At 59.3% G+C, this 14,349-nt stretch carries 12 protein-coding genes; 7 read left to right on the forward strand and 5 right to left on the reverse strand.

Annotation, left to right across the window (positions count from 1 at the left end; translation table 11 throughout):
* Positions 1 to 15: 15 nt before the first annotated feature.
* Together AZE99_RS00540 and AZE99_RS00545 are read right to left on the reverse strand one after the other, a co-directional pair.
* Positions 16 to 1,506 carry a class I adenylate-forming enzyme family protein gene (locus AZE99_RS00540; RefSeq protein WP_067196974.1) on the reverse strand — a complete coding sequence of 497 codons (1,491 nt, stop codon included), beginning with the start codon at positions 1,504 to 1,506 and terminating at the stop codon, positions 16 to 18.
* Positions 1,503 to 3,188 (reverse strand): aromatic ring-hydroxylating oxygenase subunit alpha, encoded by a 1,686-nt coding sequence (locus AZE99_RS00545; RefSeq protein ID WP_197460218.1) that lies wholly within the window; start codon positions 3,186 to 3,188, stop codon positions 1,503 to 1,505. Before AZE99_RS00545 ends, AZE99_RS00540 begins: the two co-directional genes overlap by 4 nt.
* 408 nt (positions 3,189 to 3,596) lie before the next feature.
* On the opposite strand from AZE99_RS00545, the gene AZE99_RS00550 reads away from it, so the two are divergent.
* Positions 3,597 to 4,805, forward strand: a complete 1,209-nt coding sequence (locus AZE99_RS00550; protein ID WP_156472030.1) for a hypothetical protein — start codon at positions 3,597 to 3,599, stop codon at positions 4,803 to 4,805.
* A 49-nt stretch (positions 4,806 to 4,854) separates the two neighbouring features.
* Entirely contained in the window at positions 4,855 to 5,193 is a 339-nt protein-coding gene (locus tag AZE99_RS00555) for a YybH family protein (RefSeq protein ID WP_067196981.1), read from the forward strand.
* A gap of 37 nt (positions 5,194 to 5,230) precedes the next feature.
* Here the strand turns inward: AZE99_RS00555 and AZE99_RS00560 are convergent, their stop codons facing one another.
* The gene (locus AZE99_RS00560; RefSeq protein WP_067196983.1) at positions 5,231 to 6,082 is read right to left on the reverse strand and encodes an NAD(P)-dependent oxidoreductase; all 852 of its coding nucleotides are present in this window, start codon (positions 6,080 to 6,082) and stop codon (positions 5,231 to 5,233) included.
* A 260-nt stretch (positions 6,083 to 6,342) separates the two neighbouring features.
* On the opposite strand from AZE99_RS00560, the gene AZE99_RS00565 reads away from it, so the two are divergent.
* Together AZE99_RS00565 and AZE99_RS00570 are read left to right on the forward strand one after the other, a co-directional pair.
* A complete protein-coding gene (locus AZE99_RS00565) occupies positions 6,343 to 7,488 on the forward strand; it encodes an acyl-CoA dehydrogenase family protein (RefSeq protein WP_067203123.1) in 1,146 nt (381 codons plus the stop codon).
* Positions 7,488 to 8,399 carry an acyl-CoA dehydrogenase gene (locus tag AZE99_RS00570; protein ID WP_067196986.1) on the forward strand — a complete coding sequence of 304 codons (912 nt, stop codon included), beginning with the start codon at positions 7,488 to 7,490 and terminating at the stop codon, positions 8,397 to 8,399. The genes AZE99_RS00565 and AZE99_RS00570 overlap by 1 nt, the downstream gene beginning before the upstream one ends.
* A 13-nt stretch (positions 8,400 to 8,412) precedes the next feature.
* On the opposite strand, the gene AZE99_RS00575 is transcribed toward AZE99_RS00570, so the two are convergent.
* Entirely contained in the window at positions 8,413 to 9,645 is a 1,233-nt protein-coding gene (locus AZE99_RS00575; protein WP_067196989.1) for an MFS transporter, read from the reverse strand.
* 33 nt (positions 9,646 to 9,678) lie between these two features.
* Positions 9,679 to 10,848, reverse strand: a complete 1,170-nt coding sequence (locus tag AZE99_RS00580) for a CaiB/BaiF CoA transferase family protein (protein WP_067203125.1) — start codon at positions 10,846 to 10,848, stop codon at positions 9,679 to 9,681.
* Between the two features lie 170 nt (positions 10,849 to 11,018).
* Between AZE99_RS00580 and AZE99_RS00585 the strand changes: the two genes are divergently transcribed.
* The 3 genes from AZE99_RS00585 to AZE99_RS00595 are packed head-to-tail and all read left to right on the forward strand — an operon-like array spanning position 11,019 to position 14,349.
* Positions 11,019 to 12,173: an acyl-CoA dehydrogenase family protein gene (locus tag AZE99_RS00585; protein WP_231862651.1), complete on the forward strand. Its 1,155-nt coding sequence runs from the start codon at positions 11,019 to 11,021 to the stop codon at positions 12,171 to 12,173.
* A 20-nt stretch (positions 12,174 to 12,193) separates the two neighbouring features.
* Positions 12,194 to 13,081: an HpcH/HpaI aldolase/citrate lyase family protein gene (locus AZE99_RS00590; RefSeq protein ID WP_067196993.1), complete on the forward strand. Its 888-nt coding sequence runs from the start codon at positions 12,194 to 12,196 to the stop codon at positions 13,079 to 13,081.
* Positions 13,078 to 14,349, forward strand: a complete 1,272-nt coding sequence (locus AZE99_RS00595; protein WP_067196996.1) for an acetyl-CoA hydrolase/transferase family protein — start codon at positions 13,078 to 13,080, stop codon at positions 14,347 to 14,349. The genes AZE99_RS00590 and AZE99_RS00595 overlap by 4 nt, the downstream gene beginning before the upstream one ends.

Genomic DNA, 14,349 nt, shown 5'->3' on the forward strand with positions numbered 1-14,349 from the left:
AAATACTCCTGTGGATCAGTCGGCTGCGACATCGGCAAATAATTCGCAAAGCGCGGGCCGATGCACCTTGAACGACAGCGTCTTGGGCAATTCGTCGACGAAGCGCCAATGCACCGGAATATGCGTTGCCATCACATGTTCCCGCAAATGGGTTTCGATCGCGTCCGGGCCAGGGGCGTCATGTCCCGGCTTGATCTGGATCGCAGCGCCCGGAACTTCGCCCAGCCGACGGTCCTTAACGCCGACCACGCCGGCGGCGGAAATGTCGGGATGCAGCAACAGCGCCCGTTCGATGGCTTCGGGCAATATCTTGAACCCGCCGCGGATGATCGCGCCGTCGGCCCGGCCGCGCAGATAGAGGAAACCGTCTTCGTCAATCATGGCAAGATCCGAAGTGCGGATCCAGTCCGGACCGATACGCGGGGAAATGACTTCCAATATCCCTTCGCTGGCCAGGGGCAGTTCTTCTCCGCTCTCCGCGTCGGTCACGCGCAATTGCGCGCCACCGATCGGGCGGCCGACGCTGCCGATCTTGGTGTTTCCGAACTCCTCGATATCCTTGAGGCTGGTGGACGTTACCGGTCCGCCAAATTCGGTTGCGCCATAGGAGATCAGGATCGGGATGCCATAATGATCCTCGAACGCGCGCTGGACCGACGGGTCGAGCGGAGCAGCGCCGGTGCCGATGGCCATCAGGCCGGCGAGTTCCTCTTTCGGAACATCCGCATCAAGCACCATCTGCACGCCGGCCGGCGGAAGACCGGAAATTTTCGGCTGATAAGTCGCGATGAATTCGCGCCATTTGGCAAGGCTGAAACGATCGTGCAGCACCGCCCGATGTCCGCGCAGGAAAGTTGGGATGGTCGAATAGATGCCCGAAATATTGCCGATCGGCATGTACAGCAACATGGGCGGCTGGCTCGCCGCGTCACTCGCCTGCTGGTTGCCGGTCGTGCCGCCTGCCAGCAATTTTTCGATCATAGCATATTCGACGGGGAATTGTTTGGGCGGGCCGGTGGTACCGCTGGTCAGAATTTCAACGCGCGGTTCGCCGGCCGGGTTGATATTTGCTTTTTCATTGACGGTTTCCAGTCCCGGAACAGCGTCCGCTGCAAGCTCGTCGAGCGCGATACCGGCATAACCAAAGCCCTGCATCGCTTCCACGACTTCAGGCTCGAATTCCTGCGCTGCGGCGACCACTATCGGCGATGCAAGGCGCTCAATGTCTCTGATGATCCCGGCAGGCGACTGGAAGGCATAAACCATCCGGATCGTGCGACCCTGCGACAGCAGGGTGAAAAGCGCGGCAATCGCCCATGGACGGTTGCGCGGGATGAAGGTGACCGGCGCATCGGCCGCCACGCCGCTGGCGTCGAGCAGATCGGTCAGCCTGTCTCCAAGCTGGCACAGATCGTCCCAGCCGTACCATTTCCCCTCGAACTCCACGACCTCGGTCCCGCCGGGACGGGCCAGAAGTTCGGAACATAGTCTGGGAAGTTCACTCATTCGCCTTCTTTCAGGCCAAGCCGCTGCTCATAACGGTCATGGAAGGCGCGGATGATCGATTCCTGATAGGCGCCGTATATGACATGGGGCGGATTTTTGGTCTTGAGCCCCTTGTGGACCTCGGTGATATTGGCCGTATCCTGATCGAAAATCCGCGCGAGCGTGCCCAGATCCTCGCATGATACCCAGGGCTCATCCGGATCAATCATCTGCAGTTTTGCGGCAGGCGGCTTGGGCTTGTCCTTCGGCCACGGAGCGAGCAGCATCGTGTCCAATATGCATTCATCCGGATTGTCGCCATGGGGACGGAATCGATAGACGATCCGGGCCCAGCCACCCCACGGACTGAAATTGGGGAACAGATTGTTGAACGTCTGTTCGATCAGCTCGATATCGGAATATTCTTCTACCTCGTCGCCGATCAGGCTGCGCAGATATTCGGCGTTATAGTCAGCCATCATGCGGAATATGTCGAGCGTGCGTTCCTTGGGCAGGATCATGCCGCGCTGCGGGCTCGATCCACTTGCATTGATATGGCCCAACCGCCCCCAGTTGCCGAACACATCATAGCGTGTCTCGGCCAGATCCCCGCCCTGCAGCAGCAATTGCGGGTGAGTGGCGATCGAGTGATAGGCTTCGAGGAATGCCTCCTGCATCAGTTTCCAGTTGGCCTTGATCACCTTGCCGACGTGCAGCATCTTGTAGCGGTTTTCGAGCTTGTTCTTCTTGTAATGCTCAAGCATCTCCGGCCCGGCATAATCCTCGAATGATTCGCCATCAGGATCGGGATTGATGAAAATGAAGCCGGCCCAATGCGCTACTCTGGCTTCGGTCAGATCGCCATCGGTTTCCCGAATGTCCGGGAAATCCCATTCGCAGGTCAATTCCTTCATCTTGCCGTCGATGCCCCAGCTCCAGCCATGGAAGGGGCAGCGGAACATTGCCGCTTTCTTCCCGTCCCGCTCGCAGATTCGGCGGCCACGGTGGGGACAGGCATTGGCATAGGCCTTGAATTCATTTTCGCCGGTACGCGTCACGATATATTCGAGATCGGCAATCTTGTAGAGAATATGGTCGCCAACCTCTGGAATGTCATCGGCGCGGCAGGCCATCTGCCAGCATTTCTTCCAGATATGCTCGACCTCGAGATCATGAAAGCGTTGTTCATGGAAACGGCCGACCGGGACCTTCTTCGGGCCGCCGGGATAGGGGGCGGATTTCTTGTACACTTCGGGAACAAGATCGAGCTTGCGGTCATTCTCGACAAAATATTCCTGCGGCACATAAGCAGCGGAGCGTTTCCCCTCCTCCGTATCCTGACCCGGGTCCGGTACGTAGGGCGCAATGATCTTCGGCCTTTGCTGCGACTGGCCTTTGTCCTCATCGCTGGACACATTTTGAGCATCGCGTCCGGAGCCGGTTTTGAATTTCGCCGAAATCTGCTCGGCATGTTCAGGAGTCGGAGGCATTACCGACCAGAAAATGTCCTTCTCCGCCCGCATCGTCGGGCCGCCGATGTAGCGCAGGAAATGAATGTCCGCCTGGGTCAGGTCGCCTTCAATCCAGGTTCCGTCCCATTCGAACAGACCGGACTTGTTGCGCTGTTTGTCTTCGACACGGACCTTGCCGCCTTCGACCTCCTGATAGACGGCTCCGCTTATCGGGTGTGGTTCGCAACGCATTGGCTCATCCTCCATTCATTCCATCGGGGTGCACAGAAATACGACTATCCGGTGCCCACCGTATATTGGTGGCAATCTGAGCGTTCATAGCGACACTGCGCAACCCATTTTATGGCTTGTCGACCGATAGAACGCGACGGCGATGGAATGACGGCTGTTGATACAGGGCTTGCTTGCCACTTGAACGCGCTGGATCGCCGCCGCGATAGACCATGACCTGGTCTGTTCCCCATGGCCTTGCGGCGCTATCACAGGCAAAGATTAACGCAGGAAAATAAGATGTTGCCGAGCAGGAGGTCATGGGCAAGGCTTGCTGTCTTTCTGGCAGTGGCAAATCTGTCCTGGTCTGCGTCCGGGGCAGGAATGCTGGCGGTCAGCAACGACGATGGGGATAAGGGAATTAGCGAAATGACGGCACAGGATCCGGAAGCAGAAACCAATATTCCGCCAGTCGCAGGCTGGGATGAACTCGTCGATGGGTTAAGGGATTTGCCCGGTAAAATGCTGGCAAAACTGCCCGAGAACCAGCGCAATGACCCGCAGATCAGACAGGAAGTCGCGCGTCTGGCTCTCTCGGCTCTCGGCTCGGTCACGATCGACAGTCTTGGCGGTGACCCCAACTTCCCGGCCTTCCTCCCCACAATCGGGCAGGTGCTCGGCGTCGGGCAACCGAATGCCGATACCATTTATCGCGCCGCGCGCATTTCGGCAGACGGGGTGTACCGGCTCAGCGGCACCCGGGGTTCGCTCAACCAAGCGGTGATCGGTCAGGTCGTGCCCCGCAACGCGGAAACCGGCAGCGGCCGTGCCCATCTCGATATCAATGCCCTGAAGGTAGACGATGATGACAGTTTCGAGGTTGTTATTAGTGCCGAACGACCGAAAGGCTATGACGGCGAATGGTGGGAACTCCGTCCTGCCGCCAATCGCCTGATGGTCCGCCTAGTCAGCTATGACTGGGCCAATGAGGTATCGCCAAAACTGGCACTCGAACGAATGGACCGGCCCATGCGCAAGCCGCGCCCCGCCGCCCAGGCCCTTGAGCAAAATCTGCGAACGATGCCCCAGGCGATTGGATTTTTGGGACCGATGTTTGTCGATCATGTCGAGCAGTTGCGCGAAGAGGGCTTTGTCCATCGTTTCAAGGAATTTGATGTCTCCGCGATCGGTGGGCTGGCCGGGCAATTCTATTATGAAACCGCCTATGAGCTCGAAGACAGCGAAGCGCTGATCATCGAGACCGCAGTGCCCGAGACCTGCCCCTATCGTTCGATGATATTGACCAACTATATTTACGAGACGACGGACTGGTATAATAATCACTCCAGCCTGAACGGCCATCAGTCTCCGCTGGATAAGGACGGAAAATGGCGGGTTGTGATCAGCGCCCGTGATCCCGGCGTGAGAAACTGGCTCGACACGGCGGATTATCCCGTCGGCGCGATTCAGGGCCGCTGGACAAATTGCAGCGACCATCCGATCCCGACCATCACAAAGGTCGCGTTTGATGATCTGGCGCAACATCTGCCTGCCGATGTCGAGAGGGTGTCGCCCGAAGAACGGGAAGAAATATTGCGGGCGCGCAGGCAGGCCATGATGAAACGCCCGCACTGGTAATGGCATCACGCATAATGACGAAGTTCAAACAATACAGGTAGCAAAACCCATGAACACAGAAAATCTCGCCCGCAGCTATTACCGCCGGGTCAATGCCAAGGATATCGAAGGTTTGCTCGCGCTATTTGCTGACGATGCCAGCTTCGCCTTGCCCGACGGCCGCATTGTGGCGGGCATGGATGCGATCCGCACCATGTATGAAGGCGTATTCGCGCACGGCGGTCCGCAGCCGCAGCCGGTGGCGTTCGTCCCCGGCGAAAATGCTGTCGCCGCCGAGATCGAGGTCCATCTCGCCGACGGGACCGTCCGGCAAATGGCCAGTTTCTTCCAGGTCGACAGCCAGGGCAAATTTACCAGCGTCGGCGTCTACCAGCGTACCGGCGGATAAGGCTTGGAAGTACGGTAGTGGCGGAATTTAATCCGCTCTACTTTGCTTTCAACTCGCTTGCGGCGCGATCCATTCGGGCCATCAAAACCGCGCAGGCATCCTGCAAGGCGGTCATCGCGACATTGTCGGCCGGAGCCAGCTTGGCCGAGAGTTTGACGTCTTTTTCGAGCAGGTTGCGAAGGTCGAGAACGCCTTCCGCGGTCGAATTTTCGCGCACCCCCATCATCCCCGGCACCACCTGCAGGGCAAAGCTCTGGGCCGATCCGCGCTGCAGCGCCTCGCGCAATTGCTCGCGATCAAAGTCCAGTTCAACCCCGAGGTCCAGGATCGAGGCGGCGAGGCCATAATTGGCGATACAGGCCAGATTATTGAGCAATTTTCCGACCAGCCCCCGACCGACCGGGCCGAGATGGGATACAGTGCCTATGGCTTCGAGCCAGGGTGTTGCACGGGCGATGGTTGCTTCATCTCCCCCGACAAACAGCGAGAGCCTGCCTTCGAGCGCATAGTGGCTGCCACCCGAAACGCCGACATCAATCACGCTCACGCCATATTCGCCGGCTTCTCGCTGCAGATCCTGAGCCAGTTCCGGGGAGACAGTGGAGGTGATGATGAAAATGCCGCCTTCGCCCTGCGCCTTGAAGATTTCGCCATCGGCAGTCAGATCGCGCAATTGCTCGTCGGTACGAACGCAGATGCCGACAATATCCTTGCCGCGCGCTGCCTCGATCGGATCGAGCGTGCGCTGCGTGTCCGGCTCGTCAAAGGCTTCCAGCGTGGCCGGGAAAATATCGCATCCGGTAACCGCGAAGCCTTCGCGCGCGAGCCGTCTGGCGATCGGCGCGCCCATCAATCCCAGTCCGATAAAACCCACGCTCGCCTTGCTCATTTTTCTCTCCACTGGTTCCGGTCGCCATCCCACGCATGGAAGGCGCAATTTTCGCAACAGTAGCGAAACCGATGTCCGCTTCAACGCTATTTGCTGCAAAGCCGCCGGCGTCCCGCGATATATCGGTGTGGCGGTAGTTTTCCATAGCTCGCTGATAATGCCGCCAGCATCACTCCGGCGTTGTCTGACCCATCTCTCTTTATCTCCCCGCCGTTGCGCTTATGGTCGTGCGATCATTCGACCATAGCGACGGGGATTTCATGGACTTTACATGGACTGAACAGGAACAGGCATTCCGCAAGCGGCTACAGGAATTTCTGGCTGCGACTTTGCCCGACGACTGGGAGCGCTTTTCGCAACATGGTCCGGCATCTCCAGACCTGACCAAATATGCCGAAGGCTTCTGCGGCAAGCTTGCCGATGAAAATCTGCTAACGCCGCATTGGGCCAAGGAAATTGGCGGCGAGGGTCTGGATCCATGGCATCAGTCGATCCTCGCCGAGGAAATGTGGATCGCCGGTGAGCCACGCGGCGGCCAATATATGAATGTCAACTGGATCGGCCCCACGCTGATCAAATATGGCTCGCAGGTGCAGCAGGAACAATATCTGCCCGCGATCACCGAGGGCTATGCGCTCTGGTGCCAGGGCTTTTCCGAACCGGGGTCGGGTTCCGATCTGGCCTCGCTCCGCACGAAGGCAGAGCTCGACGGCGACGAATATGTCGTCAACGGCCAGAAAATCTGGACCAGCTATGCGGGGCTGGCACAAAATTGCTTCCTGCTTTGCCGGACCAGCGATGACCGCAAGCGCGGCATCACGATCTTGCTTATTCCAATGGATACGGACGGGATTACGGTACGACAAATCCCGTCGCTCATTGGCGAAGGCGACATTCACGAAGTATTTTTCGACAATGTTCGCGTTCCGACCAGCGCACGTCTGGGCGAGGAAGGGCAGGCCTGGGAAATCATCGGCTTTTCCCTGACCAACGAACGGTTGGGCATTCCGCGTTATAGTCTGGCACGATCGGCGCTCGACCGGGCTGTGTCGATATTGAAAGAACGCGGAGATTTCGACAGCGAGGCAGTCAGGATCGAAGCGGCCCATGCCGCGGCGCTTTGTGAAGCCTCGCGCATGGCGAGCTATGCGATTGTCAGCCGCCGGGCCAAGGGCGAGAAGATCGGGGCGGAAGCATCCTCTGCCCGTTTCGCCACGATCATGGCCGAGCGCCGGGTTGCCGAATTTGTCGTCGAATATCTGCCCGAGGCCCTCGCCGATGCTCATCCCTATCTGAAGATGCACCACCAGCGCGCCATTGTTGCCGGCATTGCTGCGGGTGCCGCCGAAATCCAGCTCAACATCATCGCCTCGGATGTTCTGGGCCTGCCAAGGGAGCCACGCTGATGGATTTGGACCTAACCGACGACCAGCGCGCGATACTGGATGCGCTCGACTCGCTCTGCAAGCCTTTCGAGAATGCACCGATTCATGATGCGCCGCTTGCTGCGACCAGCGAAGAGCTGGACCGGGCAGTGGTTGAGGGCGGGTTTCTCGATGTCGCTTTTGATCCCGATCTGGGAACCGTGACAGCCGCCATAGTGGTCGAACGGCTTTCGAGACTGCCTTTCGCGGTCGAATCCGCTGCCAGCGCGCTTGTTCGCCCGCTGCTCGGAGAAAAAATCCGCTATCCGCTGTGCCTTGTGGAAGACGCGCGCTCGACCCGTCCGGTGCGATTCCTGCGAGAAGGCGCGACCGTGGCACAGGTCGGTGATGGCGTTTCGCTGTTTACCGCCCGAGCAGATCAACTGCGGCCGGAACCCGAGGCGCTATTTGCCTATCCCGTGGCGACGCTACTCAGTCGCCCGGCTGAAGTCCGGTCAATAGATGTGTCGCCGGCTGAATTTCTGGCTCGCTGGCGGGTTGGGCTGGCTGCGGAAACGGCAGGGCTTTTATCCGCGGCACTGGATGCAACCTGTGCCTATCTGACCGAACGCCAGCAATTCGGCCGTCCGCTGGCAACGTTCCAGGCGCTGCGGCACCGTCTGTCCGAAGCGCAGGTTCGCACCAATGGTGTTTATTGGCTGGCGATGAAGGCGGCCGCGAGTCTGGACCCGGCCGATGCTGCCCTGGCGGCGCTGCACGCTCAGGAATCCGCGCGTCATTGCGTTTATGATTTTCACCAGTTTCTGGGCGCAATGGGTATGACGCTGGAACATCCCCTGCATCTGTGGACCTACCGGCTCAAGCTGTTGATCGGCGATCTGGGTGGCCGTGGCGCACAGGCGCTTGCCGCCGCCGATGCGAGCTGGGGCTAAGCGCCGTAACTGCCTATTTCGCGCCGAATGCAGGTTTTGGCAGGCTGAGCAATGCGAGGCTGCTTGCCACCATGAAGCCGACGGTCAGCCACAGAAAATTGTCATAGCTGCCAAATTCGTCGAAAACATGCGCGGCGCCGAGCGGACCGGTCGCAGTACCGATCGAAAGAGACGCGAGCAGGCCGCCATATAGGGCGCCAAAACTCTTCAGTCCGAAATGTTTGGTGGTGAGATAGACGATCACGTCAATTTCCGCGCCCAATGTCAGGCCAATGAGCGAGGCGGCAAGCATCGCCGCCATTGTGCTGGATCCGAAAGAGACGAGCAGCATGCAGCCGGCAACCGGCAGCAGGAAGACGGCCGCGCCGACCAAGGACGCCCGGAACCGGTCAAGCAGAAGTCCGGTACCGAGCCGGCCGGCGATAGAGAATAGCCCGATCAGGGCCGCGATCTCGGACGCCCGGATCGCGTCGATGCCGCCGGCCTGCAGAATCGGCAGGAAATGGACCACGAGAGCAATGATCGTGAAGGTGAAAAGCAGGCTGGCGATCAGGAGGCGAAGATAGACGGTAGAACGCAATCCTTCCATAAAACCTGTGCCCTCGAGCGCTTTCTCGACGGGGACGGGCGCGTCTTCGGGATGTTTGATGTCACGCGAATGGCGGAAAAACAGCAGAATGACCGGAAATGCGACAGCGCCCCAGATCAGGGCCTGAATAGCGAAAGCATTTTGCCACCCGTAAGCGGCGATCAGGCGCGTGCCCAGATAGGGGAATAGCGCAGCAGCGACCGATGCGCCGCAAAGCGTGAGCGCCAGCGCGAGTCCTCGCGATGCTTCGAAGCGGGAGGCCACGGCACTGGTCCATATGGTCGCCTGGACCGGCAAGGTGGCACAGGCCATGACGATCCACAGCAGATACCAATTGGCCTGACTGCCTGTGGCTGTGCCCAGCAGAGCGAAAGCCGCCACAGTCAGCAAAACCCCGATGACACCCAGCAGGCGCGGGCCGACACGATCCACCAGAAATCCGATCGGTATGCTCAATACGGCCTGGATCAGGGTCGCGATCGTCAGTCCGGAAGTTGTCTGGGTAACCGACCAGCCGAACGTGTCGCTGATCGGTTTGATATAGGCGCCCAGGCCATAGATATGAATGACGCTGGTGGCATATCCCAGAGCCGCTGCCAGCGGCACGGTATATCCGGCGCGCCATTCCTGCCGGGCGGAAATATTATGGTCCTGCATGATGATTTCCTCTTCGCGCCAGTTTATATTATCCTAGTTCCGGCTGGTGCCGGTCAGACCGATTTCGTTCAATATTTCATCACCATGCTCGTCGAGCGACGGGGTTGGCCCTGCAACTTTGCCCGGTGTCTTGGAAAACCACGTTGGGACTCCCGGATAGCGAATGTCTCCGTAGTCGCTGGGTACGGTTTCAAAAAAGCCGGTCGCGTTCAGATGGGGATTGTCGAACAGTTCATCGGTGGTGCGCAATGGGGCAGCAGGAATATTGAGTTCGCGGAGCAGGTCCAGCCATTCTTGCGTGGTGCGTGTGGCAAATGTCTCGCCGAGCAAGCCGTAGATCCGGTCAATCTGCTTGGCGCGCAATTCCAGCGTCGCATATTCGGGCTTGTTCCATTCCGGTTTGACAGCGTTGATGAAGGCGTTCCAGTGCCGGTCATTATATACCAGCGCGGCGATATGGCCGTCCTTGGTCTTGTAGGGTTTGCGGTTGGGAGAGACCACCCGGTGATAATGGGCCGGCCCCAGTTCCGGGTTGAACAATTTTCCGCTGGCATGTTCGACCAGCATGAAGCTGGCCATGGTTTCGAACATCGCGATTTCAACTTCCTGTCCTTCGCCGGTGCGTTGACGGTGGAACAGGGCCATCATCGTCGCATAAAGCGCGGTCAGTCCCGCCACCTTGTCCGCCATGATCGTCGCGACAAAATCGGGGTCGCCGGTCATCAGTCCCTGAACATGGGTGAGACCGCATTCGGCCTGGATCGTGTCGTCATAGGCGGGCAGGTCTGCATCCGGTCCGCGCCGGCCATAGCCATAGCAATTGCTGTAGATGATATCCGGCTTGATCGCGCTGACCGCGGCATAGTCGAAGCCGATCCGGGCGATCGCCTTGCCGCGCATCGAGTGGATGAAGACATCCGCGCCTTCGATCAGCTTGCGCAAGGCTGCCTTGTCCTTCTCGTCGTGCAAGTCGAGCATGATGCTCCGCTTGCCGCGATTAACGTTGACGAACACCCCGCCAAGTCCCGGTGCCGGGCCAGCATTGATGTAGCGGGTCTGGTCGCCTCCCGGCGGTTCGATCTTGATGACATCGGCGCCCATATCGGCCATGATCTGCGTGCAATAGGGGCCGAAGACCATGCTTGTAAGGTCGACAACGCGAATTCCCGTCAACGGTCCGCCATGGTCTTTTTTGCTCGTCATCATCTCTCTCTTTTCACCAAGGGGCTAGATGATCGAGGGCGCAATTCCAATGCTGCACTACTTCGCCGGGCCGATATCGGGACAACAGCTGATTGTGGCTGGCCGGACCGGCTGCTAACCATCGTGACGAAATTACTCTCAGAAAAGGTCACCCTGCCGTGGATTTTGACTTGAACGATTCGCAGACGGAAATTCGTGATTCAGTATTGAAACATTGTTCGCAATTTCCCGACGATTATTGGCTTGAACATGATGAAAGCGGCGAGTTTCCGTTCGAGTTTCACAAATCAATGGCCGATGCCGGCTGGTTTGGTATTGCCATGCCCGAATCCGTTGGCGGGGCAGGGCTGGGCATAACCGAGGCGGCGGTCATGATGCAGGCGGTATCGGAATCCGGCGGCGGGATGTCGGCGGCGTCAAGCATTCACGGTCCCGTGTTCAGTCTGGAACCGATCGCGCGCTTCGGCACCGAAGAGCAGCAGCAGCGGATGATCCCGCCGGTGCTCAACGGCGAGCAGAAGATGTGCTTTGGTGTCACCGAACCCAATGTCGGTCTCGACACGACGAAGCTCAAGACCCGTGCTGTCCGCGAAGCGGGCGGCTATCGCGTCAATGGCGAGAAAATCTGGATCACCAATGCGCATGTCGCGGACAAGATCATGCTGCTTGCCCGCACGACCCCGATTGAGGAGGTCGAACGCAAAACCCAGGGGCTATCGCTATTCTATACCGATCTCGACAAGGCAAAGATCGAAACCCGGCTGATCCCGAAGATGGGCCGTCATGCCGTGGGCTCGAACATGCTGTTCATCAACGACCTGTTCATTCCCGAAGAGGACCGGATTGGCGGCGAAGGCGACGGGTTCAAGATCATCCTGCATGGCCTCAATCCGGAACGGATATTGCTGGGGGCAGAGGCGGTCGGACTCGGCAGGGTCGCGATCCAGAGAGCCGCCAAATATGCGCGGGAACGCATTGTGTTCGACCGGCCGATCGGCATGAACCAGGGCATCCAGCACCCACTGGCAAAATGCTGGGCCCAGGTCGAGGCGGCCAATCTGATGGTGATGCAGGGCGCGGCCAAATATGATGCGGGCCTGGAATGCGGCGTGGAAGCCAATGCCGGCAAATATCTTGCCGCCGAAGCCGGGTTTGAAGCATGTCATACCGCTATGTTGACGCTCGGCGGTATGGGCTATGCCAAGGAATATCATCTCGAACGCTATTTGCGCGAAGTGCTGATCCCGCGTACCGCACCGATCAGCCCGCACATGATCCTGAACTATATCGCCGAGCGGGTTCTCGAACTGCCAAAATCCTACTGACCCGAACGAAAGCAAAGATAATGTCCAACGATATTCCGATGAAAATGCGTTCATGGCTATTTGCGCCGGGTGACAGCGAAAAGAAAATGGCCAAGGCAACGCATTGCCCCGCCGATATCGTCATATTCGATCTGGAAGACGCGGTGGTGAATGAAAACAAGCCGATGGCGCGGCAAATGGTGCGGGATTTTCTCCTCGCAAACCCGGACAACCGAAATCGCATATTCGTGCGCGTCAATCCGCTGGACGGGCCATATACGCTGGCTGATCTGGCTGCGGTGATGCCAGGTCGTCCCGGCGGCATCATGCTACCCAAAGTCTACGGTCGGCAGGATGTCGAGGCGCTCGACAAATATCTCGAGGCGCTTGAAGTCGCCAATGACATCGAGCGGGGCACGACCCCGGTGATCATCCTGGTGACTGAGACCGCCGAAAGCATGTTCCATTGCGGCGATTTCAAGGGGGCGCCGCGAGTCATCGCGATGACCTGGGGGGCGGAGGATCTGGCCGATTCGATCGGCGCCAGCTCCAACACCAATGCCGACGGCAGTTACAGCTTCACCTACGAACTGGCGCGCAGCATGTGCCTGCTCGGCGCGTCCAAGGCCGGGGTAACCCCGATCGAGACCATTCAGGGCGACTTCCGTGACCTCGACAAGCTGCGCCTCCGGGCCGAAGGCGTCCGGCGCGACGGTTATCGCGGCATGCTGGCGATCCATCCCGCTCAGGTCGATGTCATCAATGATGCGTTCACGCCAAGCGAGGAAGAAATATCCGAGGCCCGCGAAATCGTCGCGCTCTTTGCCGCAAACCCGGGTGTCGGCACCATCGGCTACAAGGGCGGGATGCTGGACCGGCCCTATCTGTCCCGGGCGCAGCAATTGCTGGCACAGGTCGAGGGCGAATGAGCCGGAATATCACACCAGAGCAGCTCGACCTGACGGCCCTGTTAAAGCCCGGCGATGCCATCGTCATGGGGCAGGCTTGCGGTGAACCAACTACGTTGCTGGAGGCGCTGATCAAGCAGGGCCGCCATGTTGACGGGCTCAAACTGTTCATCGCGACCAGTTTTTCAGGCCTTTTCAACGCCGATACTGTCGACAGTTTCGCGCTTTCCAGCATGGGCGCGATCGGCGCGCTCCGATCCATGACCAAAATCGGCAAGCTGCAGGTCATTCCCGTTCACGTCAGTCAGGTCGCGCCGCTGATTGCCGCCGGAATCATCCCCTGCGACGTCGCCATGGTCCAGCTGAGTCCGGCCGATGAAAAGGGCGATCACAGTTGCGGCCTCATCAGCGACTATGTCGGTGCCGCAGTGGACAAGGCGCGTCTGGTGATCGCCGAGATCAATCAGCAGGTGCCGTTCACGCCCGGCGAAACGGTGGCTGGATCGGACATTGATGTCGCCGTCCCGGTGGACCGCTGCCCGGTCGAAGTACGACCAGCGACAATCAGCGAACTGGACGAGAAAATTGCCCGCCATTGCGCCGAATATATCGGTGACGGTTCGGTCATCCAGACCGGCGTCGGCGCGGTGCCGGATGCCATTTTGCGGCTCCTGCACGACCGCAGGGATCTCGGCGTACATTCCGGAATGCTCGGCGACGGCCTGGTCGATCTTGCTGAAGCGGGGGTGTTGACCAACGCGCGCAAGGAAATTGATCAGGGCATCTCGATCAACGGCGCGCTGATCGGCACCAGGCGCCTCTATGACTGGGCGGACAGAAACCCCGCGATCCGCATGTGTGCCACCAGCTACACCCACGATGCCGCCGTTCTGGCGCAGCTTTCGCGGCTGGTGACAATCAATTCGGCGATCGAGGTCGATCTGACCGGGCAGGTCAATGCCGAGCAGAGCGGCGCGGCCTATCTTGGCGGCACCGGCGGACAGGTCGATTTTGTCCGCGCCGGCGCCCGCTCGCCGGGCGGAGCGGCCATCACCGCGCTTTCGGCAACCGCCAAGGGCGGCACGCTCAGCAAGATCGTGAGCAAGCTCTCGGGCCCGGTGACCACGGCGCGGACTGAGGTCGACGTGATCGTGACCGAATATGGGTCGGCCGAACTGAAAGGACAGCCTCTTGCAGAACGCGCCCGGCGGCTGGTCGCCATTGCGCATCCCGATTTCCGCGAGGAACTGGATCGCGAGGCGCACATCATAAGCGCAAGGGGATATTGA

This window comes from Sphingorhabdus sp. M41 (assembly GCF_001586275.1).
In the GTDB taxonomy this organism is placed as follows: Bacteria; Pseudomonadota; Alphaproteobacteria; order Sphingomonadales; family Sphingomonadaceae; genus Parasphingorhabdus.